Genomic DNA, 23,124 nt, shown 5'->3' on the forward strand with positions numbered 1-23,124 from the left:
TCATTATTTAAAACTATTATAAACGATCAGGAGGAATTTAAAATGGTTAGTCCCAAACATCATCTTTTTATCTGCACCAGCTGCCGGATCAACGGCACCCAAAAAGGGTACTGTTTTCAACAGGATTCAGTGAAAATCCTGCAGACCTTTCTTGAAGAAATCGACGAACGGGATTTATCGGGCGACGTGATGCTAAACAACACCGGCTGTTTCGGGATCTGTGACAAGGGCCCGATCGTGGTCGTTTATCCCGAAGGCGTCTGGTATGGCAAGGTCACCGTGGACGATGTGGAACGGATTATGGACGAGCACGTCGAAGGCGGCAAGGTGGTCGAAGACCTGGTTATTTAACCCTCTTGGGTAGTGCCAAACTACCGTACCGACCAATTGTTAATCTGTTGTTTGCTGCACCATGCGAAATCCGCTGTGCTCCTTTCGCATTGGTCGCGGGCAGTCGCCAACTATAATCAAGCTTATGATTGGCTCGTTGCCTTCGCGAAGAATCGGACAGGTTTATCAACCGGTTCGCTCCGATGCAAACAACATGATGTAACAATTGTCGGTACTTGGCTAATCTTCTGTTTTTATACTTCACCGATTGATGCTGCCCTTACATTGGCAGCATCAATCTTTAATTAAAACAAACGAAAGCGGGGTACACAAATGGTTACTATTATTGATCGGACCTTGACAACCTTTAATACGGCCGGAATGACCACCCGGGATCTTAACCATTTCTGTGACCTGCTTTTTACCTGTGGGGTCACAAAAATCGAATTAACCCCGGATCTGCTTTCCCGGCTGGGTTTTCCGGCTAATGCTTGCGGTTTGAAGCAATGGTTGGGGAACCGAAATTTTTTTCTGACCCAGATTCATCCCGAGTCCCTCGCTTCAGGCAGCCCCGGGATGAACGAACCGAAACCCCTCTGGAAGCTGGAGCCCAATGATCTGGTGCAAAAAAACATTTCTGTTGGCCAATTAGATCCCTATCAGCATCAAAAGATCCGCATCACCGGGCTGGAAGACCTGATGACCCGAGACTATCCGTCAATTTTTAAAGCCCTGCTAGGCAGCGGTGCCCAAACCCTGGACCTCTGCCCAAGCAACCAGCAGCACTGCGCCACGGCCATCGCCCTGGAATGGGTGTTGGCCGGCGGAACGAGCATCAGTTGCGGTTTTACCAACCACCATAATTTTCCACCGCTGGAAGAAGTACTGATGGGACTGAAGCTCCATTTGCCCCACACGTTTAGCGGTGACTTATCGGTTTTAAGTGAACTGCGCCACCTTTATGAAGCACTTGCCGGCCAGCCGGTGGCAAAAATGAAGGCCATCATCGGAGCCGATATTTTTAAGGTGGAATCCGGGATTCATGTCGATGGGGTGTTAAAAAATCCCCGTACCTACGAACCCTTTAATCCCCAAACCGTCGGCAACCAACGTGAAATTGTGTTAGGCAAACACTCTGGTCGGAAAAGCCTGTTGTATAAATTAAACGATTCAGATTTATCCGAATCGATGGCCCATTCCATTTTAAAACAAATCAAAGGACGCTGCACCCAGCTCGGCCGAAACCTGTCCGAACTGGAACTGCGAACCCTTGCCAGCGAGGTCCAGAATGACATCAAAACAGAAATATATTGTTGATACCACCTTAAGAGACGGTGAACAAAGCCCGGGAATGGCCTTTTCCGTCCGGGAAAAAGTCACCATCGCCAAATCTCTCGATGCCCTGGGGGTTACCCGGATCGAAGCCGGTACCCCCGCCATGGGTAAAGAAGAATGCCGGGCCTTTGAAAAAATCAAGCTGGCCTGTAAAAAGGCTCAGATTATTGGCTGGAATCGGATGAGTCTCTCTGATATTGACCAATCCATCGGCTGTGGTGCCGATATTATTCACGTTTGTGTCCCCGCTTCGGATCTGCTGATTCGCGAAAAACTGCGTCAAAGCCGCTCCCAGGTGTTAGAAACTCTAAGTACCTGTGCCGCGGCCATCCACACCGCCAAAAGAGAACTGACCATCGGCCTGGAGGACGCCTCCCGAGCCGATTGGGATTTTGTTGTTAAACTGGTTGAAACGGCCCGGGATCTGGGCGCCACTACCCTGCGTTTTTCGGACACCGTGGGGATCATGTCACCCAGCCTCTGCAAGGCCACCATCAGCCGAATCCCCCCCAACATCGACATTGAGGTACACATGCACAACGATCTCGGCATGGCTGTCGCCAATTCCATCCAGGGGCTTCGCTGCGGGGCTAAATATGCCGATTCCACCCTCTTTGGGATCGGCGAGCGGGCCGGCAACTGCAACCTTGAGCATCTCCTGATCGCTACCCAGGGGCAACTGGACTTCGGCATCAGTTTGGAGGAACTCCAATGGTGTCAGACCGATTTAAAATCGATCATCTATAAAAGCAAACTGCTTTATGCCTGATTTTAAACGTTAAAAAAACACCTGACGGTGTTTTTTTAACGTCTTAGAATCATTACACTTCTCCAAACCCACTGCCAACCAGGGCGACCAGAGTTTCCACCGCCAGCATTTCATCCTCACCCTCGGCACTTATTTCAATCGTATCCCCTTGGCCCAAACCAATTGACATAATCCCCAGTAGCGATTTTGCATCACCTGTTGCTGGATCCTCATCCATTTTTTTGATCTGGATATTTGCTCTGAACGCTCCAGCCTTCTGGACAAACTCTGCCGCCGGTCGTGCATGTAAGCCGGTGGGATTAATAATGGTAACCTGTTTTGCATGCATATGACTACCTGTTAATGAATCCTTCATTCCTTTCTTTTTTATTCTTTATCAGGTTGAATAAATATGAAAACCGCATCCAATCGCTAGCGTTGGTACTCCATCACCTGATAATTCAATCTGTCCCGGAATTTGAACCTCACTCTTTCCGTTAAAGCAAAATGTGCAATGCCCCATAGTATCCAAGGTGTTATTCGCTTCATGACCCACAGCTGTCACTAAGTACTCCTGATCGCCAAACACCACAATATCATCCACCTTAACTGGATGACGCAAGGATTCGATGGTATGCATGACGGACATCTCTCTTAATGCTGCCGGGGCGTTTTCATTAAATACTACCAGCATCCCCCCGCCGATCAATTCATAAGCCATTGGCCCAATTTCAGTTATGATTGTTTTATACATTCTTTGTTCCCCTTTTTATTTTATATAAACATATTTATAGAAGTCCATACATGCCCATCGCAAAAAAGTAGGCAATCACAACCGCGATGGGGCCGGTAATCAAACGGGATAATAGCACCGATGGCACACCAATATCCACAGTATCGCTTTCGGCGTCTCCCATCGATAATCCCACCGGGATAAAATCACAGCCCACCTGTGCATCTACAGCAAAAAACGCCGGCAGTGCCAGATAAACTGGAAAGGCTCCTAAAGCGATACCCAGTCCAACCAGGACACTTAAAACCTGACCGATTAATGCACCTGAACCAACCAGAGGCGAAATCATCGGTAACGCACAAATGACAACCAGAATCAACAAGCCGGGCAGTGTTCCCAAATAGGGATAAACATAAACGGCCATTAAATTCCCCAGGCCGGTATACATAATGATCCCCAGCAGTAAAGCATAAAAAGCCATAAACGGAAGAATATCCTTAATTGTAATGTCAACGGCTTCCTTACCGCCCTGGACACATTTTGTGGCAAAGCCGGCCAAGGCTTTACCACCTCTGGCTACCCAGTTATCATCTGAGCGATGCTCCGTAACCGCTTCAACGACCACTTCAACCACCGCTTCTGTTTCAGGAGCCACCTCAGAACCATCTGCCAAGCTAATCCCTTTATCAACAACCCCTGACACATAGATCTCTTCTTTAATATACTCTGCCAGTGGACCCGACTGTCCGACTGGCGTAATGTTGACGGTCATAATGCCTTTTTTGGGATAAACCCCACATCGTAAAGTGCCTCCACAATTGATGACAACACAGGCAATTTCATCATCAGGCACACCGTTACTGAAGCCATCAATGGCTTTTGCACCAGTAATCTGGGCAATTCGTTTACTCAACGGATCAATTCCGCCGCCAGTAATGGAGACAATCTTATCCTTCTTTTCCGTCGGCTGTATAACCAGTGGACCACCCCAGCCGCCATGACCCTTTTCAATTTTAACTGCTTTAAACATGCTTACGCCTCCTTCTTTTCTGCTGTGCCGTATTTTTTCTTGTATTTGGCATTATAAATAAGCTGAGTTACTAAACCGCGAATAAAGACAATTAAAATACCAATCAGGAAATAAGAAATAGCCAAAAATCCTAAATCATATCCGGCCAGAAAAACCCCCGTGGCGATACCCAGGTAAACAAATAATTCCCCCGGGTTGGCATGGGGAAACAAACCGGTAACCGGATGACAGTATGAAATAGAAGCATCAAAAAAAGCAACTTTCTGATTTTCCGGTAAAAAACGGGCATAGGGATAGGTCATCGGGTTTCCTGAAAACATCATGCATAGCATGGGCATCAGGGACCATCGCGTGATGGGGTTTTTCCCCAATAATTTTGCTAATTTTTCAATCCGTTCCAAGCCAATGAGTTTAAATAATATGTGCATAAATGTGATCATCAAAAGAATCCAGGGGATAAAATCAGTGATATAGATCATCAGAAATTGACCACCCGCCTGATATAAGCCATAAAAATGATTGCCGATACTTGCTAGTATTTCCATAAATAAGTTCTCCCTTTATTATTATTTTAAAGCCTGACAAAAATGATTACCAATACCTGTTGCCGCTGTATCTTTGACGCTCACCCAGCGCGCAATTTTTATCTCTTTCCTTGTTCTATTTCTATTTATTAATTATAACGTTTACAGCGCACTATTTTATCAAAGCAGTTTATGTTGATCTGGGCTGTTTGTTTCCCATCGCTCTTTCGGTTTCCCGTCTTTTAAGATATTGTGCATTCTTTACGTCCTTTTCCAATCGCTTATCGATGGCTTCAACGGCCTGAATCAAGGCCCCTTTTTTTCTTTTTTTATCCAAACCATTGGGTGCATATGGTTCCTTTATTCGTCTTTTTTTATTAATCTTTAGATCTTCTGCCAGACCTACCTCGCGAATTTCTGATAGCGACAGGCCATTATAATAATCGGTTTCTAAAAACCGCTTCCATAGGGCGATCCCTTCTAGTTTCTTACACCCACAAATACGTCCGCTACGACAATCCATGGCTAAAACAATAATCGCCCCTCCTTTTAAACGAAAACCGCCCTTACGTAAACCAATACCCAGTATGGTTCCCTGACTTAACAGACTATTGACCGCCTGCTGATAATTTTTATACTGAAAATAAGTTAATCCACTCTGTAAGATCATCATCACAAACGCGACCAATGCTAAATAAATCAAATGATTCCCTCCTTTATAAGTAGTCTGTCATTTCCTTTAGCGATTCAAAAACGCAATCCGGAACCACATCTGAATTTTTTATATCCGCTATTTTGGTCTCCCCGGTCAGCACTAAAAAACCCTTACCGCCGTTGTTGACGCCGGTGGCCACATCAGTATAGATCCGGTCTCCGACAAAGGCCACATCTTCTTTTTTATGCCCGGTAATGGACAGAATCATCTCCATCGTTTCAGCAAAGGGTTTACCTAAATATTTGGGTTCCACACCGGTGGATTTGGTAATCAGGGCACACATGGAACCGCAGTCGGGAATAAAACCGGTTTCCGTAGGGCAAACTAAATCCACATGGGTCGATAAAAAAACTGCGCCATTTAAAATAAAGGTACAGATTTTCTCCAGCTTTTCGTAGGTCAGGGTGGTATCAAAGCTGGCCACTGCTACATCTGGCTGTTCCTGGACCAGATTGATGCCGTGTTGTCTAAAACTCTCTTCCAACAGCGGTGTACCCATTAAATAGACCGATTGTCCGGGGTGATACGTTTTTAAATATTCAATGGTCACATCTCCAGAGGTGATGATCCGATCTGCTTCTACAAAACAGCCCATTTTTTTTAATTTTTCCTGATAAAAGCTGGGCACTCGGGATGAATTATTGGTGATGAAAATAAAATCCTTTTTTCGGGCTCGCAATTCTTTTATAAAGTCCAGTGCTCCGTCGATTAAACCATTTCCCAGATAAACCGTACCATCCATATCCAGGGCAAATAACTTAACATCTTTTAGCGCTTCTTTTTTTGGCATGATCATTTTCCGTAAATCCTTTCGGTGATTATCCCGGCGATTTCTTCTAATCGCCCTTTATCTTTTGCGTACTGAAAAACGCTATAACGTTTACGTACTGTATTCGCCTCCATTAAACTGCGATAAAAAAGATCCCGGTCGATGCCAACTTCTTTTGGGGAAATCATCGCTCCGGCACTTTCTAAAAGAGCTTCCACGACTTCACGTTGGGGAGCCAGGGCCTTCGTTTCTGGTGGTAGCTCATCGTCTAGCAGCTGATAAATTTCGGCTACGATGGGGGTGGCGATGCCGACCTTTACCCCATGGAGTTCCGGGTATTTGTGACGGGCGATAAAATCCATTTCCCAGTAATGTGAAAGCAAGTGTTCCGAACCGGACGCCGGCCGCGATACACCAACGATGGCCATGGTCACCCCAGTTAATGTCAAGGCTTCAATCAGGTAGAGAATTGCTTCCTCATTTCGTTCTTTTAGGGCTGGGGCAAACTCAATGCATTTTCGCAGGGCTTCCTCAACCAATTTAACACAGGTCTCACATCGGTATTCATCAATCATCGCAACTGCCAACGACCAGTCAGTTAACGCCGTTAATTTTCCCAGTACATCGCCCAGCCCGGCATGAATCATATGCATGGGTGCCTGTTTCATAATATCGGTGTCACCAACCACGCCGTAGGCCAAAGTTGCCACATAGGATATTTTTCGTCCGTTGCAGATTAATGGTGCCCCATCGGCGACATACCCATCCATCGATGGCGCCGTACACACAATAATATAGGGAATCCCGGTCCGCGATGACAGGTATTTGGCCATATCATTAAGCGTACCAGAACCCACAGCGACAATTAAAGCGGTGCCCAGAGGCATTTCCAGAAGCATTCTTCCCATTGCTAATTCATCGGGAATAAGTATTTCTGTACCGGTTTCAAACTGATGGCTTTTTACCTCAAAATTGGAATCACTCAAAATTTTAAAGGCCTGCTCGCCAGCCGCCTTCCAGGTATTGTTATCGCTGATCATGTAGAGTTGTTTTCCCTTGAATTCTGCTGCAATATCGGGCAATTGCTGAATTACACCTTTGCCAATGGCGATTTTTTTTATCGACAGCGTGTGGTGTCGTCCACATGAGCAATCAAAATCTGCTTCTGCCATTTCATTCATAGACATTTTTAAAATTTCATTCATTTTTACGCTTCTTTCTTTTTTAAACCCGTTCCGATGCTTGCTCAATCGCCAGTAGTTTTTTTCCGCATTCCGCATCAGTAACTAAAACATTTATATACCCGCCTTTTATGGCACCCTGGATAGCCAGCGCTTTTTCAGGACCACTGGCAACCCCAATCGAATGTGGAACCCGTCGCAGCTTTTTAATATCAACCCCAATCACACAATTGTCGGCAGCAAATGGTTCGGTGCTACCATTGATATCAAAAAACTGCATACAGACATCCCCCACCACATTTTTCTGACGCATTGTTTCCATATCCTTTTCATCATAATAACCGGTGGACATAATGGCCGAACCACGATTAGGAACCCCGATTCCAACTACCGCCACGTCCAGGCCATCGCCCATTTTAATGATCCGTTTGATATCCGGTTCCTTCATCAGCTCCTCTTTAATCTTGACTCCTGATACCCGAGCTGGCGCATGGAGCAAATAAGAAACACCACCAAAAGCCTTGGCCAGAGCTTCCACAATCGTATTGGAGTGGAGTTCCATACCCAGATGTCCAATTCCACCAATCAGCGGGATAAAGGTCACCCGCTTTATGGTTCCCTTTGACACAAAACGATAGATCTGACCGATAGAAGAACCCATTGATATCCCGATAATGGTATCATCTTTGATCAATCGTTCCAGATAATTGGCGGTCGCCTTAGCCAACTCATCTTTCTGATCCCGGTTATCCTGTTTGCTATCTACGATAAAAACCTCTTTTAAACCATATCGGCTTTCCAGTTTCTTTTCCAGATCCACGTAATTGTTGCCAAAAATTGGATCGATGACAATTTTGACAATCCCGCGCGCCTTGGCATTCTGAAGAATCCGCGACACAGTTGGTCGTGAAAGCCCCAATTCCTTGGCAATCAACTTCTGATTAATATCCTGATTGTAGTACATCTCACAAATTTTCACCATCAGACGCTCATCATCAACTACCTTTTTCATTTTTATTACCTCTCTTGTTTCCGGCTAATTACTTTTGTTTTTATTCGCATCTGAAATTTTGTAACTATAATTCTTATTATATTTATTTTTATAGAAAAGTCAATCATTTCGTTGTTTTTTGTAAAAAAGAATACCTAAAAAGGCCCCATATGTTTACATGTGTAAACATATGGGGCTTCTTCTAATTTTTACGCCATCTTAAACAACATTGGTCAGGATTATAGCACTGAAAAAAACAGGAGTCAATCATTGAATGATTGACTCCTGTTTGATCATTTTTTATTGTCCTGATGTAACCACCACATCTTTTGTCTGTTTTTGGCCATTTCGCTCAAAGGTAACGCTCACCTTCTCGCCCGCATCAACTGCATAGAGAATTTCTTTCATCTTAAGCATAGTATTGGTTTTAACCCCATTGATTTCTTTGATGATATCGCCAGCCAGCAGTCCGGCATTGGCAGCACCGCCGCCTTGTTGCACCGATGCGATATAGATCCCTTCATTAAAGTCGACCTTGCTGTCGGTGACATAATAATCGGCAATCGCCCGATCATATCCAGTGATTCCCATCACAGTGGCATCAAACTTACCGGTTGCCACAATCTCGTTAAGAATTGGTTTTAAAATATTAATCGGAATGGCAAAACCCATGCCTTCACCTGTGGTCAGTTTATAGGTATTAATACCGATCACCTTGCCATTTTTATCGACTAGCGGTCCCCCGCTATTTCCCGAATTAATTGAAGCATCGGTTTGGATCAGGTCTTCGGCCAACCCACTGTCTAGAGGAATACTCCGATTAATTGCAGAGACAATGCCAGATGTTACCGTTCGCTCAAAATTTAGCCCCAATGGATTACCCACTGCGACCGCCAGTTCGCCGACAACGACATTGTCTGAATCACCCAGTTCAAGAACCGGTAAATCCGTTGCATCAATTTTTATAACCGCCATATCAAGAGTTGAATCCGACCAAATCAGTTTAGCGTCATACGTTTTCCCATCAGCCAGTGATACGGTCATGCCTGAAATATCATTTGAAGCAACATGTTGGTTCGTGGCAATATAGCCATCACTGGTTAAAATAAAACCGGAACCAACCCCGCTTGCTTCTTGCGGACCATACGCGGTCATAGCCACTCCGGTTGTCTCAATCCCCACCACCGATGGCGGCACAGTTTGAGCGATCGCTTCAACCACCGAGTCTGCCGATCCCTGGTTAACGACAATTTCATTCTTAGCACCTTGTATCACGGTGCTGTTGTCGAAAAAAAAGTCCACACCGAGGAATAAAGCGCCCACAATTATACCGCCAACTATTGCACCAAGCATACCGATAATAAGAGAATTTGGCTTTTTTTCTTTTTTCAGATCGTCATCCATCGTTTCTCCTCAATCTTAGTTGAAGATCTCACAGGTTAATTGTCTCACTGGCACTACTTCTTTTGGCCACACAAAGTTTCACATCCTTATCCAGAACTATCCCAGCTTCTGATAATATCCGGGCGGTAGTTTCGTAAGCAAGCAGGGGGTAATTGTTTTCCTGACTGAGATGGGCCAACACCAACTGCTTCGTGCCTTCCTGTACCAGCGCCAAAGCCAAATCACCGGCGGTCTCATTGGATAAGTGTCCGAAATCACTTTTTATCCGCTGCTTGAGATAAAAAGGATACGATCCAGCTTCCAGCATCGACACGTCATGATTAGACTCCAGCACCACCAAATCGCAACCACTAAGGGCACCGCGCATTTCTGGAGTTATAATCCCGGAGTCAGTGGCAATTCCCAACCGCTTTTTTCCGTCAAAAATGACAAATCCGGCTGAATCTGCTGCATCATGGGATGTTTTAAAGGCTTTGATTTGAAGATCCTGAATATCAAATGGTTTTTCAAAATCAAAGATTTTAATATTATGTTCAGCGATTTTACCCAGGCTTTTTAGCATCGCTTCCCAGGTCTTTTCATTGGCATAAATCGGCAGGTCAAAACGGCGCGATAATACCCCCACCCCATGGATGTGATCACTGTGTTCATGGGTCACCATAATACCGCCGATTTCTCGAAGATCCTCCGCGATAAGGTCCATGGCACTCTGGATCCGTTTCCCACTGAGCCCAGCATCAATGAGTATCTTTGTGTTGTTGTTTGAGATAAATAAACTGTTACCTGAACTTCCACTATATAGACTACAAAATTTCAATCGCTGCTCCCCTGTTCATTTTAAAAAACGATGTAAAACTATTCCATTTAAATGCACCAGGGGCCAGTCAAATTGTTAGGTTAATCCTAGCGAATGATGCTTAAACCTGACTTAACCTAACTTTACGAGATTTAAGGTAATCTTTTCCCAATTCCTTCCATCAGTCAGAATCGAACTAAAGAAAAGAAGGGTCTTTCTCGGAAATTCGCCGAATATCAGCTCCCAGGTTTCTCAGGTTTTCCTGTAAATTTTCATATCCCCGATCGATATGAATAATTTCAGTGATTTTTGTTTCACCATCGGCAATCAAACCAGCAATAACCATGGCGGCTCCAGCTCTTAAATCGGTGGTTTTTATTTTAGTAGCCGATAAGGTTTCCACCCCAATAATACTCGCGGTCCGGCTGTTAATCGAAATATTGGCGCCCATCCGGCGCAGTTCATCCACATATTTAAAGCGGCTTTCGAAGATACTTTCAGTAATGGTGCTAGTACCTTGGGCGATTGTCATTAATACGGCCATTGGTTGCTGCAGATCGGTCGGAAAGCCCGGGTACGGCATGGTCTTGACATTCACCGCTTTTAAGGGGTGCTTGCCGATAACCCGAATCCCATAGTCTTCTTCCATAACAATAACACCCATTTCGCTGAGTTTAGCCGTGATCGCCTCCATATGCTTGGGAATGACATTTTTTATTAAAATATCTCCTTGTGTGGCCGCTGCGGCCATCATATAGGTACCAGTAGTAATCTGATCCGGAATCACTGAATACTCGCAGCCATGCATTTCTTCAACCCCAACGATCTTGATAACATCTGTTCCCGCACCCTTGATGTTTGCTCCCATCAGGTTCAAAAAGTTAGCCACATCAACGATGTGGGGTTCTTTGGCGGCATTTTCAATAATTGTTTTGCCATCAGCCCGGACTGCCGCCAACATGATGTTAATCGTTGCACCGACGCTGACCACGTCGAGAAAAATATGGGCGCCTCTCAGTTCTGGTGCCTCCATTTTTACCTGACCATGTTCAATCACCACGGTTGCTCCCAAGGCCTGGAAGCCTTTGATATGCTGGTCAATCGGGCGATCGCCAATATTACAACCACCGGGCAATGGCACAATCGCCTTGCGATAGCGTCCCAATAAAGCGCCCAGCAGGTAATAAGAAGCCCGCATTTGACCCGTTTCCTCTTCATACTCCGATACGTCATATGAAATTGGTTTTTCGGTATTAATAATCAAAGTATCTTTTTCTCTATATATTTCAGCGCCCAATTTTTCCAGAATAACAATCATCTTGTTAACATCTTTAATATCGGGAACATTTTCTATCTTACTTGAGCAGGCACAAAGCACCGCAGCTGGAATTATTCCCAGTACCGCATTTTTTGCCCCGGAGATCGTAACCTCGCCTTGTAGGGGGTTACCTCCTTCTATAATAAAAGCATCCATATTTATTCCTTTCAGTGCAAGTGTATATGCAATATCCAATTGGTAATTATATCATAAGTTTCATTTTTATCAAGAAATCTTGAGTTTTTATGCCATTTTTTTATCTGCCTGCCGGTTTTTCTTATACTCTTTAAGAATTCTTTTCTCGGCCTAAAGAAAACAGGAATTCCTCACAAATTAAATGTGATGTGATATAATAACATCATTGTATTTATACAATTAAAAGATTTTAAGTAAAAAAGATTATCAATCCATAACTTGAGGTAAAAAATGAATCGTTTTGAATTAGTTTCCAGCCATGATGACCTGGGTGTAACACCCATTGAAAATATTTTTATTAATCACTACATGCCCATGGCTCGGGGGGACTACGTCAAGGTCTATCTTTATGGCTTAAAGCGATGTTTTAATCAGGGTCTGACCCCGATCAGTAATGAAGATATCGCCAAGGATCTGAATTTATTGGAGACCGACGTAAAAAAAGCCTGGGATTATTGGGCATCTGAAAAAATTATCGCTATTGAATACACCGGCACCCGTGATGCACTGGTCCGTTTTTATAATATCACCGGCACCATCCTCTATAAAAATGAAGCCATCCCGGAAACCACCATTCCTAGAAATACGCAATCCTCCAACAGCATCGAAGACCGAATTCAACGCATGTACACCACCATCCAGGATATGTATGAAAGCCGGACCATCACCAAAAAAGAAACCCTGCTTTTTAAGCGCTGGCTCGATGACTACAATTTCACTCCGGAAGCGGTGATCCTGATTGTGGAGTATTCCATTAATATGATCAATAAAAAAGACCGCACCTTTACCCCGGCCCAGGTGATCTCCTATCTGGAAACTGTCGCTAAAAGCTTTCATGCTGCCGAGGTTCGGGATCATATTGAGGCCGAAGCTTATATCAAAGACTCCGCCCATAAACGAACGAGCTATTATCAAATCTTTAAATACCTGGGAATTCAACGAAACCCCATGGTTTCTGAGCGACAGATGATGGACACCTGGTTTAAGAATTACGGTTTCTCCATGGAAATCATTGTCCAGGCTTTATCCCGAACCAATAAACCGAATATGAAATATATTGACGGGATCCTGAAAAATTGGCACGAACAGGGCTTTAAAACCCTGGAAGACATTAAAAACGACAAACCAAAACCCAAATTTGATCATAAAGAAGCCCTTGAACCGATGAGTGATTCCCGTAAACAGGCTTACCTGGATATGGAAGTTGACTACGCCGAGGATTTATGGCCGGAACTGGAGATAAGTGATGAAGACCTATAATGCCGCCTTTGCCCTGCTACAAAAAAAACAACATGCTTACCAATTTAAACAACGCCAAAAAAAAGAAGCCCTCTATCGTCAGATACCCGCGCTTTCTGATCTGGATAATCAAATCAATCGCCTGGGAGTTGCCCTGACCCGGGCCACCATCGCCAATGAACTGGATAAAACCGCTGCCATCCGAAAGCAAATGAGTGCGCTTGAAACCAGAAAAAAAGATTTTGCCGGAGAAAAGGCCGCTCTACTAAGCCATTCGTATTATTGCTCGCTTTGTCAGGATTCAGGAATTCTTCCTGAAGGACCTTGCTCTTGTCTTAATCAATGTCTGGCCGAAATCAGTTTTTCCAGCTATGACTTAAAAACCCGGGCCCAACGGGAAACCTTTGAAACCTTTAATTCCGACTATTATTCAGAGCAGCCCATTGGTTCTACAACTGCCAGTCATCGGTCCAACGCCCTCAACATTAAACAAAATATGTTAAAATATTGTCAGAATTTTGAAACGATTGAAGATCAGCTTCTTTTTGTCGGTCCGCCTGGCGTGGGCAAAACCTTTATGTCCAATTGCATTGTCAACAAACTCACTGAAAAGGGCTATGGGATTGTCTATGTCACCGCTGCTCACCTGGTCGCCAGCATTCAGGATCAACTTTTCCGGGAAAAGAAAACCTCGACCGAAATTTATGAACCACTGCTGCTCTGTGATCTCTTAATTATCGATGATCTGGGGGCTGAATTTTCTTCAGAATACAGCCAAAAACAGCTCTATGAGGTCATCGACAGCCGCCTTAATGCCGAAAAAAAGATGATTATTTCCAGCAATCTGACAGTGCTTAAAATAAAATCACTTTATGACGAACGGCTTTCCTCACGGATCTCTGGCTATTTTAAAACGATTCCCTTTCTGGGTGAAGACATTCGTATTCTCAAGGCCCGGCGGGGCCGTTTATAAAAAAACCGGTCTCAGCTAATCGCCGAGATCGGTTTTTTCTCATTTCATTTTTTTATTGCGGCTTGGTCATCCCATAGATATCATAAATTTCCTGAGTATATTCCCCGTCTTCTTGGTATACAATCAGAGGAGCATCCGTTTTCAACCCCGGTTGACCGCTTTTTCGCCCCTCAATCAAAACCAGATTGGCCTCTTTTTTTAAGGATGGGTAAATAAATTGCAGCTGTTTGACCTCGATTTTATAAAGGCGCATCAAAGAAATGATATCCCCCAGCCGTTCCGGTCGATGAACCAGAAACAGGCGTCCCCGATCCTTTAGCATCCGTTTGCTGAAAATGAGAATGTCTTCAATACTACACAAAATTTCATGTCGGGAAATTGTCTTGGTTTCACAATTATTTTTCAGCCCCGCCTGGGCCCGCATGTAGGGCGGATTACTAACCACCACATCATACGTGTTTGGCAGAATTTCACTACCAGGGTTTTTAATATCCCCGGCAATGATCCGGATCTGGGCTGACAAACCATTGAGCGCCATACTCCGCCTGGCCATTTCCACGAGCGGTTTTTGAATCTCCAGCCCAGTGAGTGAGGCTGCCTTTGTTTTGCCATAAAGTAATAATGGAATAATCCCTGTTCCGGTTCCCAGATCGATGATGTGGGGAGATCCCTTTGTTAACCGGGAAACAAACCAGGATAGCAACACTGCGTCCATACCAAAACAGAAATAATCCGGATTTTGAATAATCTTCAAATTATTAAGCCCTAAATCCTCGATTCTTTCCCCTTTTTTTATAAAGTTATCCACAATTAACTCCTCCTATTCCACACGCTTTTTATATTTTCCAGGTTTGTCAACAGGTTTATCCACAAATTCGTCGATTCTATCCACTATTTGTGGATAACTTTTGTAAACAACGCCAATTATGCTCAAAACATCCCTAATCATGGGATTTTCTGATCTGCCTTTTTACAATCGGCCTGTTGATAGTTTTTTAATAACTTATCCACATATACACAGCTAAAAGTTGAAACAAATCAGCCGGTTCTTAAGAACCCTTTAAACAGGCGACTTAAACTTTTTTTACTTAAAAAAACCGGTCTTTCTAGCTGTTGATAAAAATATTTATCTGAATTTACGGCCTTTTTTCGATTTTTCCTTTAATCTATGCCAAATCTTTGCTATAATGTGTAGTTGTAGAGGACCGTTTCTAATTCACTGTCGGTTGACCCGCCTCTAAAAGCTCCTTTATCATCCATGATTATGATGATAAAGTCAATGACCAAAAATTATTGCAACGAAATTATTTGCGAAAGCGATGGATATATATGAATAATGACAAAATCCAGCCGAGTAAATTGGATATTATTCTCGAAAAAAAACAGCTTCTGGATGCGACCATCCAGGACTGTGAAATACGAATAGATGCAAAGCTTACTTCACTCCTAGAAGACGGCTTTATTTCGCGAGAAATGAATCCTGAGGCTGTTGAAACAACTATTCATGATCCCTACCACCCCAATGAACATTTTCTTTCTGGGGTGGATATTTCGGATGATGATGCGCTCGATCAGGCCGTCCTCAATTCCCGTCCTTTCGAAACCCGGACAAACCAGCTTGCCTTTAATGGCGATCTTCTCAGTAAAAAAACATCACCACTTAGTGACAAGGTTGGCTTTTCCACCCCCAACGATGAAATTGAGGATGATGAGGAACTGCCTACCCTATCTAAAATATTAGGACGGACCACGCCTTACGCTTCTGAAGCGGAGCGGACCTCAGCCATCCCCAAAATGGCAACGGCATCTGAGATCGCCAATAAAGCCATGCCAGGCACAGGTGACAATTTTTCCAATTCCAGCTTTTCTGAAACAAAGCCGTTAGCGGAAGTTGTCCCAAATCCAATAAACACCGCTCCTCCCCCCGAACTGAAAAAAACACCGCCACGCCAGGTAGAAAAACCCGTTCTGACTACGAAACCGCCAGATCTGGAAAAAACACCACCCAAAAAAGCAAACCACAACCCCATCCAAAAGCCCAGCTTAACCAATATGGTTCCGCCGCTTGTTTTTTTCTTTATGGGATTAATGGTTTTTGGGGCTTTCCTGATTTTTACCGCCTCGGACTTTAACTTTATTGATTACTCGGTGGTATTTATTTTATTTACCTGTCTGATTTTTACCATTGCTATGCCCTATGGTGCGAGTATCTTTTTTATGATCCTGCTACTCTGCAGTTATGTGGTTTTAACCCTCATTTCTGTTTTCTACCTGGGCGTTCCCTTTAACTTGTATCAGATCGGCTGGCTGGTTGTGATCCCGATGATTTTATGGAGCTCGGCATTATTAATCAAAAAGGTCCGGGAGCTTTTCCATTTCAAAAAAAATCTGGAACAACAAATTGCTTCCTATGACAATCTGGAAGAAAGTCCCGGATTAACCATTGAGAAAGCCTACTACAAGGATCTCAAATACGCCATGGATCGGGCTTCCCGAGGCGAAACGATTCTTACCCTGGAAATGATTACGGTTTGCCATCTGGACGAACTCAAAACCATGAACGGAGCAAGGCTTTGGGATGAGATTCTTTATAAAACCTTAAAGATTATCAAGAACTACTGCTACAGTAATCATCTGATTTATATTCTTGATGGCAGTGTCTTCAGTATTCTGATGGAAAATACTTCCGTAAAAAATCAGTTGCTGATTAATCAGGAGATTACCGATGCCTTCAATGCGCTGATATCAGAATATGAAGCCATAGAAGCGGATGTAAAACTAAACATTGCTGCGATTCCCTACACCCGGGATATCACCAATCCCTTCGACTATCGGGCCATCGTTTTAAGACATCTAAAAAAATAAAGCAGAAACCGCGCGATCGGTTTCTGCTTTTTTATTTCAATCTTTTTATAATCGTTTTTTCTGTAAAAAGCAGGATGTGCGACGCACATCCTGCTTTTTATTCAATTTAATAAATAATATACGCTTCCAGATTCTGTCGTCCAAATTGAATACAGGCATCGTAGGAATCCATATAAATATCGACGATTCCCTGAGTTACTGCACCGCCCCGGTCTTCAACCGTATAGGTGGTACCCATGGCCGGAATATAAATCTTAGTGCCGAAGGGCAAACCACTCCAGGCTGCTACGGTGTGATTGGCTTTTGGCATCACACCCAATGCGGTTGCATTTCCCGTTGCCGTATAAGCTGTACACTGAATGGTCATTTTTACGGCCCCTTCCGGAATCGTATTGGTCGCTGTTGTTTGTGTGGGCGCCGGTGTTTCAATTACCGGAGCTGGAACCGGCTCTTTTACTACTGGTGTTTCAACCACGGGAGTCTCGACCACTGCCGGGGGTTTTACCACTGCCGGAGTTTCTGCCACCGCTGCTGGAGTTTCAACCACTGCTTTTGTTCCCACTTCCACAATTTCAGGTGTCGGTGCGGTTACAATTTCATCAAAAATAATTTCTCGTTTAACTTCCACACCATTTTCATAAAGCACCCGTTCAACCTGACTGGATTCGCCATCAACCCCAACCTGAACAGTTTTGCTTTTACCAACTTCCATTTCCGGATTATCTTTATTCTGGGTGGTATAGGTGACAACCTGTCGGCTTGGCAATTCTTCAACCTGAACCCGGATCACCTTAATTTTCTTTGCATCTTCTAAGCGCGTCGATTTGCCAGGTTCAACCCGGTCAAGATCTTCTAGTTCGATCTGATACTCTTTGAGTAAATCACCCACTGTTTTTGCTTCTGTCTGATAAATAATGGTTTTCCCGTCAAAAGCCAGCTCACCACTGGCTTTGCTTTTCACTTCGATATTATCAACCGTAAACAGTACCGATTTGGTATTCACATTGACAGAATATTGATCACCCAGTTTTATCCCGTTGTCTTCAAGCACATCGCCAACATTTTGAAATATGCCACCGCTGAGCATTCTCTCGTTATCATCAACGGTTACTTTGATCTCCTTAGCAAAAACAAAAGAACTGGCCGTTCCTACCACACAGGTGATGATCACACTGGCCATCCCGATCTTAAGAATCGACTTTTTTCTTTTATTCGAACTCTGATTCTTTTTTTCTATCATAAAACCTCCATTTCGATTTCAATCCTCAGATCGAAACTCCGTTTCGTTACAATTTCTTTACAATTCGATTGTACTTCATTTCCGGATAATTGTCAAGATTAGAATTTACTAATTGACTTTTCTTAATTTTTCATTTAGAATATAGCTAATTAAATAAAAACAAACCATTGATGCGGAGATAACGGTGGAAGATGCACTAACAGAGAGCGAGGTAGGCTGAGAGCCTTGCAGAACGCAATCCATCAAATGGACCGCTGAGGGCATGGTCAAAGGCTTCGGCCGAGTATTCCATGACGTGACAACTACGTAAGTGTTGAGGAATATGTTGGTATTCTGCAGAGACAGGTCTGATCCTGTGAAAAAAGGTGGCACCACGAGTCGTTATACTCGTCCTTTACGTTTAGTAGAGGACGAGTTTTTTGTATTTACAGACGTCTAGTCTGTAATGATTTAACAACAGAAAGAAAGGAAATGCCATGAAAAAGATACCCTATAAGATTTATTTAAGTGAAGATGAGATGCCGAAATACTGGTTCAATCTCCGGGCCAAAATGAAGGAGCTGCCTGAGCCTTTTGTAAATCCCGGCACCGGTGAATACTGCACCAAAGAGGAACTGCTGCCTGTGTTCTGCGAAGAACTGGTGGATCAGGAACTTAATACTACCGAGCAGTACATTGAAATTCCCGAAGAAATCCGTGATTTCTATAAAATGTACCGACCCTCGCCCCTGGTCCGGGCCTATTGTCTGGAAAAAGAGCTGGATACTCCGGCAGAGATCTATTATAAATATGAAGGAACCAACACCTCCGGTTCCCATAAGTTAAACTCTGCTGCTGCCCAGGCCTATTACGCCAAAAAACAGGGCTTAGCCGCATTAACCACCGAAACCGGTGCCGGACAATGGGGCACTGCTCTGTCAATGGCCTGTGCCTACTTTAATCTGGACTTATCCGTTTATATGGTTAAGGTTTCAGCGGAGCAAAAACCCCATCGCCGGGCAGTCATGGAAACCTATGGCGCCAAGGTGATTGCCTCCCCTTCCAACACCACCAACGCCGGACGAAAAATTCTAGCTGAAACCCCAGACACCAACGGCTCGCTAGGTTGTGCCATCAGCGAAGCCATTGAGGTGGCCGTCACCACCGACAGTTGCAAATATGTTCTGGGCAGCGTTTTAAACCATGTCGGTCTGCATCAATCTATCATTGGGTTAGAAACCCAGATTGCCTGTGACAAATATGACATCAAACCGGATATCATCATTGGCTGTGCCGGAGGCGGGTCCAATTTACTGGGTCTGATTGCGCCGTTTATGGCCGACAAAATTGAAGGCAAGAATGACATCGACTTTGTTGCTATTGAGCCAGCATCCTGCCCATCGTTAACCCGGGGACGTTATGCCCTGGACTTTGGCGACACCGGGAAAACCACTCCACTCATTCGGATGTACACCCTGGGCAGCGGCTTCATGCCTTCACCCAACCACGCCGGCGGATTACGCTACCACGGGATGAGCCCAATTATTTCCAAGCTTTACCATGACGGCTATATCCGCGCTAAATCTTATACCCAGAATGAAGTTTTTGAAGCGGCCACCCAGTTTGCCCGAATCGAAGGCATCCTGCCTGCCCCCGAATCTGCTCATGCCATTAAAGCCGCTATTGATGAAGCAGTAGCCTGCAAGGCATCCGGCGAAAAGAAAGTCATCGTCTTTGGCTTAACCGGCACCGGCTACTTTGATATGACTGCCTATATGAACTACAACGCTGGCAACATGACCGACTATATTCCCACTGATGAAGATCTTCAAATCGGTTTTGACAGTCTGCCCCAAGTCGAACAAAAATAACGACTCACAGAATAAAGGCCGCCAGACAATGGATGACATCCATTGTCTGGCGGCCTGTTTTTTTGACAGCTATCGCAAGCGTCCCTGTTTTTTTAGTGCTGCCTTAACGGTGGGATAGAGATCAAAATCCGTATGGGGCAAAAACCGGGCGGCATACATCCGGGAAATAAAATCGGTGGCCGCTCCAAACTCCAGATACTCGATCCGTTCCTGAAGCATCGTGACCGTTTCCATTTTATCACCGTTGGTTAACAGGGAATAAGCCCCATTTAAGGAACTATTTCCCAACGAAACAAAACGTTCTCGGGGTAAATCCGGATAAAGACCGATGGTGATCGCTGACTCCAGATTAATGTAAGTCCCAAAAGCCCCAGAAACATACAGCCGATCAACATCCATGGCCTCAACACCCAACCGTTCCAGCAGATAGGCAACCATGGTGCTGGCGGCAGCTTTCGTATCGATAAATTGGCTCATATCCTTTTGCGTAAAAAGCAGTTCTTCACCACTGCCGGACTCATCCCGGGTGGCATATAGAACCCCATATTCTTCATCGCGTTTAACAATCCGGCGGGATTTCTCGGGATTAAAGCGGCCTGAGAAATCAATCCAGCCGCTTAACAGCATCTGGGCAATCAGATCAACAATCCCCGACCCACAAATACCCAGGGGCCGATGACCGCCGATGGTTGTCAACCTGAGCTCATTTTCGACAATAATAACCGAATCCACAGCCCCAACGGTGGCCTTCATGCCGTTTTTACTGATACCGCCTTCTAATGCCGGTCCGGCTGCTCCGGCTCCGGCCACCAGAAAGTTCTTATTTCCTAAGACCATTTCACCGTTGGTACCAATATCGATAAATAATCCCAATTCATCTTTTTCGTGAAGACCGGCCAGCAGCAAACCGCTGATGGTATCGCCGCCTAAATAGTTCGCAACCGAGGGCATACAATAAAGATAGCCACTGGTATTAAGCCCCAGATCCCAGGCGTCAAGATAACCGGTATGGTTAAATACCGGCGCAAAAGGATACTCGAAAATGGGCCAGGGATCAATACCCAATAAAAAATGGATCATCGTGGTATTGCCAGAAACAACCATGATACAGGATTTCTGAGCATTGATTCCAGTCGCTTCTTCCAATCGATTCATCAGGGCATTAAAGGTACCAATCGTTGCTTCCTGCACAGCCAGAAGATGAGCCGGTTTATTTTTGGCATAAAAGATACGACTGAGAATGTCATCACCATACGCAATCTGATGATTTAGGATACTTTCTTCACCCAGGACCTTACCGGTATTTAAATCCACCATCCTCATTGCCACGGAGGTACTGCCCAAATCGACGGCCAACCCCAAATGGCGATGCCGCCAATCCCCTCGTTCCAGTTCCACCAGCTCCCAGGTTGCGCCGCTTTTTACCAGCGTCAGCGTAATCTCCCAATTGGCTTCCCGACACAAGGGGTATATTTTTTTTAGTAGGCGTCGAGAAAAACGCACCGCTCCAAAATCTGGAGTCAATGCGTTAAGAATGCGTTCCTGATCACCGATAATATCCCCATTTCCGGGTGGTGAAATGGTTAAAAATATTTTTCTGGATAACGCCTGAATTTCTTGATCTCCCATACCCACCTCAAGTTTTAATTAATGACTGCTAACGGTTCCATATTTCCAACCGCCGATGCCACCAAGATTATAAATGTTCTGATATCCCATTTTGGCCATCTGACTCGCAGCACTTTGTGATCTGCCGCCACTCAAACAGTAAACAAAGATCGTAGCATTTTTATCCGGAACGATTTTATCCACCGTCTGAATCTGGCCTAATGGTAGATTAATACTATTCGGAATATGTTGGCCGGCATATTCATTTTTTTCTCTCACATCGAGAAGCACGATTGGTTCATTGGCATCCAATCGTTTTTTGGCCTCAGCCGGAGATATTCTTTTTACTGAATTTTTTGACTCTGATTTTCTTGATAATAAGTTTAACATAATAAAACCTTCCTTTATATAATTTATTGGTGTAAATTTTAGTACTTCTTTATTATGTTATTATCTTATCGCCTTTGCCGTTTTTTTTCTGTGATGATGTCACATAAATCATCAGCTTTCTAAAGATTTTTCAGCCATAAATCAGAACTTGTTCACGCAATAAACACTTAGCAATATTATCCTGTTTATATTATAATGAGAAAAAGAGGTGACGTGGATGTATAAACTATTAATAACGGATGATGAAGAAAAAATCCGAGCATTGATTAAAAAATACGCAATTTTTGAAGGTCATACGGTGGTTGAAGCCTCAAACGGGATGGAAGCCGTTGAACGCTGCCGCAACGAAACCTTTGATATTATTATTATGGATATTATGATGCCGGAACTGGATGGTTTTTCTGCCGTCAAAGAAATTAGAAAAACCCAAAACATTCCGGTCTTGATGCTTTCTGCCCGAGGTGAAGAATATGACAAGATTCATGGCTTTGAACTGGGCATCGACGATTATGTTGTAAAACCCTTTTCGCCCAAAGAACTGATGATGCGCATCGATGCCATCATGAAGCGGGCCGCCCGGGATCAGTCTTTGGAACATGATATCTTTGTGAAGGATGGCCTGACCGCTGACTTTACCGCCAGAAGAATCCTTATCGATAACGAAAGCATCGATATGTCGCCAAAAGAATTTGACCTTATTTTTTATCTGATCCGTAACAAAAACATCGCTTTGACCCGAGAAAAACTGATTACTGAAGTTTGGGGCTATGATTTCTACGGGGATGACCGAACCCTGGATACCCATATTAAATTACTCCGCAAAAGTCTTGGAGAATATGCCCGACTGATCACTACCCTGCGGGGCGTGGGCTATCGGTTTGAAGGTTAAA

At 44.2% G+C, this 23,124-nt stretch carries 23 protein-coding genes; 8 read left to right on the forward strand and 15 right to left on the reverse strand.

The annotated features are described in order from the left end of the window. Positions 1-42: 42 nt before the first annotated feature. The 3 genes from U2P91_RS15030 to U2P91_RS15040 all read left to right on the forward strand — a co-directional run bounded on the left by U2P91_RS15030 (position 43) and on the right by U2P91_RS15040 (position 2,434). Complete coding sequence (locus U2P91_RS15030) at positions 43-351, forward strand: 2Fe-2S ferredoxin (protein ID WP_111889014.1); 309 nt, start codon at positions 43-45, stop codon at positions 349-351. Positions 352-663: 312 nt separating this feature from the next. Beyond that, positions 664-1,647: a hypothetical protein gene (locus tag U2P91_RS15035; RefSeq protein ID WP_111889013.1), complete on the forward strand. Its 984-nt coding sequence runs from the start codon at positions 664-666 to the stop codon at positions 1,645-1,647. After that, positions 1,619-2,434: a homocitrate synthase gene (locus U2P91_RS15040; protein WP_111889012.1), complete on the forward strand. Its 816-nt coding sequence runs from the start codon at positions 1,619-1,621 to the stop codon at positions 2,432-2,434. Before U2P91_RS15035 ends, U2P91_RS15040 begins: the two co-directional genes overlap by 29 nt. A gap of 52 nt (positions 2,435-2,486) precedes the next feature. On the opposite strand, the gene U2P91_RS15045 is transcribed toward U2P91_RS15040, so the two are convergent. The 11 genes from U2P91_RS15045 to U2P91_RS15095 form a co-directional block, all read right to left on the reverse strand. After that, on the reverse strand, positions 2,487-2,762 hold the full coding sequence (locus U2P91_RS15045; RefSeq protein ID WP_111889011.1) for an HPr family phosphocarrier protein: 276 nt from the start codon (positions 2,760-2,762) through the stop codon (positions 2,487-2,489). 48 nt (positions 2,763-2,810) lie between these two features. Next, entirely contained in the window at positions 2,811-3,167 is a 357-nt protein-coding gene (locus U2P91_RS15050; protein WP_111889010.1) for a PTS glucitol/sorbitol transporter subunit IIA, read from the reverse strand. A 34-nt stretch (positions 3,168-3,201) separates the two neighbouring features. Next, entirely contained in the window at positions 3,202-4,176 is a 975-nt protein-coding gene (locus tag U2P91_RS15055) for a PTS sorbitol transporter subunit IIB (protein ID WP_322519933.1), read from the reverse strand. A 2-nt stretch (positions 4,177-4,178) separates the two neighbouring features. Beyond that, a complete protein-coding gene (locus tag U2P91_RS15060) occupies positions 4,179-4,721 on the reverse strand; it encodes a PTS glucitol/sorbitol transporter subunit IIC (RefSeq protein ID WP_111889008.1) in 543 nt (180 codons plus the stop codon). A 169-nt stretch (positions 4,722-4,890) separates the two neighbouring features. Then, positions 4,891-5,403, reverse strand: a complete 513-nt coding sequence (locus U2P91_RS15065) for a transcriptional regulator GutM (RefSeq protein ID WP_322519934.1) — start codon at positions 5,401-5,403, stop codon at positions 4,891-4,893. Between the two features lie 13 nt (positions 5,404-5,416). Continuing rightward, complete coding sequence (locus U2P91_RS15070) at positions 5,417-6,205, reverse strand: HAD-IIA family hydrolase (protein ID WP_414732535.1); 789 nt, start codon at positions 6,203-6,205, stop codon at positions 5,417-5,419. 2 nt (positions 6,206-6,207) lie between these two features. After that, entirely contained in the window at positions 6,208-7,389 is a 1,182-nt protein-coding gene (locus tag U2P91_RS15075; protein ID WP_322519936.1) for a sn-glycerol-1-phosphate dehydrogenase, read from the reverse strand. Between the two features lie 19 nt (positions 7,390-7,408). Further along, entirely contained in the window at positions 7,409-8,377 is a 969-nt protein-coding gene (locus U2P91_RS15080; RefSeq protein WP_322519937.1) for a sugar-binding transcriptional regulator, read from the reverse strand. Positions 8,378-8,656: 279 nt separating this feature from the next. After that, entirely contained in the window at positions 8,657-9,760 is a 1,104-nt protein-coding gene (locus U2P91_RS15085; protein WP_322519938.1) for a S1C family serine protease, read from the reverse strand. Positions 9,761-9,788: 28 nt separating this feature from the next. Beyond that, positions 9,789-10,577, reverse strand: coding sequence for an MBL fold metallo-hydrolase (locus tag U2P91_RS15090; protein ID WP_111889000.1), 789 nt, complete (start codon positions 10,575-10,577; stop codon positions 9,789-9,791). A gap of 175 nt (positions 10,578-10,752) precedes the next feature. Continuing rightward, positions 10,753-12,030 carry a UDP-N-acetylglucosamine 1-carboxyvinyltransferase gene (locus tag U2P91_RS15095; RefSeq protein ID WP_111888999.1) on the reverse strand — a complete coding sequence of 426 codons (1,278 nt, stop codon included), beginning with the start codon at positions 12,028-12,030 and terminating at the stop codon, positions 10,753-10,755. Positions 12,031-12,300: 270 nt separating this feature from the next. On the opposite strand from U2P91_RS15095, the gene U2P91_RS15100 reads away from it, so the two are divergent. Further along, positions 12,301-13,329, forward strand: coding sequence for a DnaD domain protein (locus U2P91_RS15100; RefSeq protein ID WP_322519939.1), 1,029 nt, complete (start codon positions 12,301-12,303; stop codon positions 13,327-13,329). After that, positions 13,316-14,281, forward strand: coding sequence for an ATP-binding protein (locus U2P91_RS15105; RefSeq protein WP_322519940.1), 966 nt, complete (start codon positions 13,316-13,318; stop codon positions 14,279-14,281). The genes U2P91_RS15100 and U2P91_RS15105 overlap by 14 nt, the downstream gene beginning before the upstream one ends. A gap of 52 nt (positions 14,282-14,333) precedes the next feature. Here the strand turns inward: U2P91_RS15105 and U2P91_RS15110 are convergent, their stop codons facing one another. Then, a complete protein-coding gene (locus U2P91_RS15110) occupies positions 14,334-15,089 on the reverse strand; it encodes a tRNA1(Val) (adenine(37)-N6)-methyltransferase (RefSeq protein WP_111888996.1) in 756 nt (251 codons plus the stop codon). A 521-nt stretch (positions 15,090-15,610) separates the two neighbouring features. Between U2P91_RS15110 and U2P91_RS15115 the strand changes: the two genes are divergently transcribed. Next, positions 15,611-17,146 carry a hypothetical protein gene (locus tag U2P91_RS15115; protein WP_322519941.1) on the forward strand — a complete coding sequence of 512 codons (1,536 nt, stop codon included), beginning with the start codon at positions 15,611-15,613 and terminating at the stop codon, positions 17,144-17,146. Between the two features lie 106 nt (positions 17,147-17,252). Here U2P91_RS15115 and U2P91_RS15120 read toward each other — a convergent pair whose 3' ends face one another. Further along, positions 17,253-18,386 (reverse strand): 3D domain-containing protein, encoded by a 1,134-nt coding sequence (locus U2P91_RS15120; protein ID WP_111888994.1) that lies wholly within the window; start codon positions 18,384-18,386, stop codon positions 17,253-17,255. 476 nt (positions 18,387-18,862) lie between these two features. On the opposite strand from U2P91_RS15120, the gene U2P91_RS15125 reads away from it, so the two are divergent. Next, a complete protein-coding gene (locus U2P91_RS15125; protein WP_111888993.1) occupies positions 18,863-20,236 on the forward strand; it encodes a TrpB-like pyridoxal phosphate-dependent enzyme in 1,374 nt (457 codons plus the stop codon). 69 nt (positions 20,237-20,305) lie between these two features. Here U2P91_RS15125 and U2P91_RS15130 read toward each other — a convergent pair whose 3' ends face one another. Continuing rightward, entirely contained in the window at positions 20,306-21,865 is a 1,560-nt protein-coding gene (locus tag U2P91_RS15130) for an ASKHA domain-containing protein (RefSeq protein WP_322519942.1), read from the reverse strand. 18 nt (positions 21,866-21,883) lie between these two features. Continuing rightward, the gene (locus tag U2P91_RS15135; protein ID WP_322519943.1) at positions 21,884-22,234 is read right to left on the reverse strand and encodes a rhodanese-like domain-containing protein; all 351 of its coding nucleotides are present in this window, start codon (positions 22,232-22,234) and stop codon (positions 21,884-21,886) included. Positions 22,235-22,451: 217 nt separating this feature from the next. Between U2P91_RS15135 and U2P91_RS15140 the strand changes: the two genes are divergently transcribed. Continuing rightward, positions 22,452-23,123 (forward strand): response regulator transcription factor, encoded by a 672-nt coding sequence (locus U2P91_RS15140; protein ID WP_322519944.1) that lies wholly within the window; start codon positions 22,452-22,454, stop codon positions 23,121-23,123. The last annotated feature ends 1 nt before the right edge of the window (position 23,124 follow it).

The sequence above is a fragment of the Acetobacterium sp. K1/6 genome (assembly GCF_034438075.1).
GTDB classification, from domain to species: Bacteria; Bacillota; Clostridia; order Eubacteriales; family Eubacteriaceae; genus Acetobacterium; species Acetobacterium carbinolicum.

What these genes read in the sequence shown, in the direction of transcription:
- U2P91_RS15035 (WP_111889013.1), top strand. Translation starts at nt 664, where the DNA reads ATGGTTACTATTATTGATCGGACCTTGACAACCTTTAATACGGCCGGA.
- U2P91_RS15045 (WP_111889011.1), bottom strand. Translation starts at nt 2,762, where the DNA reads ATGCATGCAAAACAGGTTACCATTATTAATCCCACCGGCTTACATGCA.
- U2P91_RS15135 (WP_322519943.1), bottom strand. Translation starts at nt 22,234, where the DNA reads ATGTTAAACTTATTATCAAGAAAATCAGAGTCAAAAAATTCAGTAAAA.
- U2P91_RS15120 (WP_111888994.1), bottom strand. Translation starts at nt 18,386, where the DNA reads ATGATAGAAAAAAAGAATCAGAGTTCGAATAAAAGAAAAAAGTCGATT.
- U2P91_RS15055 (WP_322519933.1), bottom strand. Translation starts at nt 4,176, where the DNA reads ATGTTTAAAGCAGTTAAAATTGAAAAGGGTCATGGCGGCTGGGGTGGT.
- U2P91_RS15095 (WP_111888999.1), bottom strand. Translation starts at nt 12,030, where the DNA reads ATGGATGCTTTTATTATAGAAGGAGGTAACCCCCTACAAGGCGAGGTT.
- U2P91_RS15085 (WP_322519938.1), bottom strand. Translation starts at nt 9,760, where the DNA reads ATGGATGACGATCTGAAAAAAGAAAAAAAGCCAAATTCTCTTATTATC.
- U2P91_RS15030 (WP_111889014.1), top strand. Translation starts at nt 43, where the DNA reads ATGGTTAGTCCCAAACATCATCTTTTTATCTGCACCAGCTGCCGGATC.
- U2P91_RS15060 (WP_111889008.1), bottom strand. Translation starts at nt 4,721, where the DNA reads ATGGAAATACTAGCAAGTATCGGCAATCATTTTTATGGCTTATATCAG.
- U2P91_RS15070 (WP_414732535.1), bottom strand. Translation starts at nt 6,205, where the DNA reads ATGCCAAAAAAAGAAGCGCTAAAAGATGTTAAGTTATTTGCCCTGGAT.
- U2P91_RS15125 (WP_111888993.1), top strand. Translation starts at nt 18,863, where the DNA reads ATGAAAAAGATACCCTATAAGATTTATTTAAGTGAAGATGAGATGCCG.
- U2P91_RS15080 (WP_322519937.1), bottom strand. Translation starts at nt 8,377, where the DNA reads ATGAAAAAGGTAGTTGATGATGAGCGTCTGATGGTGAAAATTTGTGAG.
- U2P91_RS15140 (WP_322519944.1), top strand. Translation starts at nt 22,452, where the DNA reads ATGTATAAACTATTAATAACGGATGATGAAGAAAAAATCCGAGCATTG.
- U2P91_RS15115 (WP_322519941.1), top strand. Translation starts at nt 15,611, where the DNA reads ATGAATAATGACAAAATCCAGCCGAGTAAATTGGATATTATTCTCGAA.
- U2P91_RS15040 (WP_111889012.1), top strand. Translation starts at nt 1,619, where the DNA reads ATGACATCAAAACAGAAATATATTGTTGATACCACCTTAAGAGACGGT.
- U2P91_RS15105 (WP_322519940.1), top strand. Translation starts at nt 13,316, where the DNA reads ATGAAGACCTATAATGCCGCCTTTGCCCTGCTACAAAAAAAACAACAT.
- U2P91_RS15075 (WP_322519936.1), bottom strand. Translation starts at nt 7,389, where the DNA reads ATGAATGAAATTTTAAAAATGTCTATGAATGAAATGGCAGAAGCAGAT.
- U2P91_RS15050 (WP_111889010.1), bottom strand. Translation starts at nt 3,167, where the DNA reads ATGTATAAAACAATCATAACTGAAATTGGGCCAATGGCTTATGAATTG.
- U2P91_RS15100 (WP_322519939.1), top strand. Translation starts at nt 12,301, where the DNA reads ATGAATCGTTTTGAATTAGTTTCCAGCCATGATGACCTGGGTGTAACA.
- U2P91_RS15130 (WP_322519942.1), bottom strand. Translation starts at nt 21,865, where the DNA reads ATGGGAGATCAAGAAATTCAGGCGTTATCCAGAAAAATATTTTTAACC.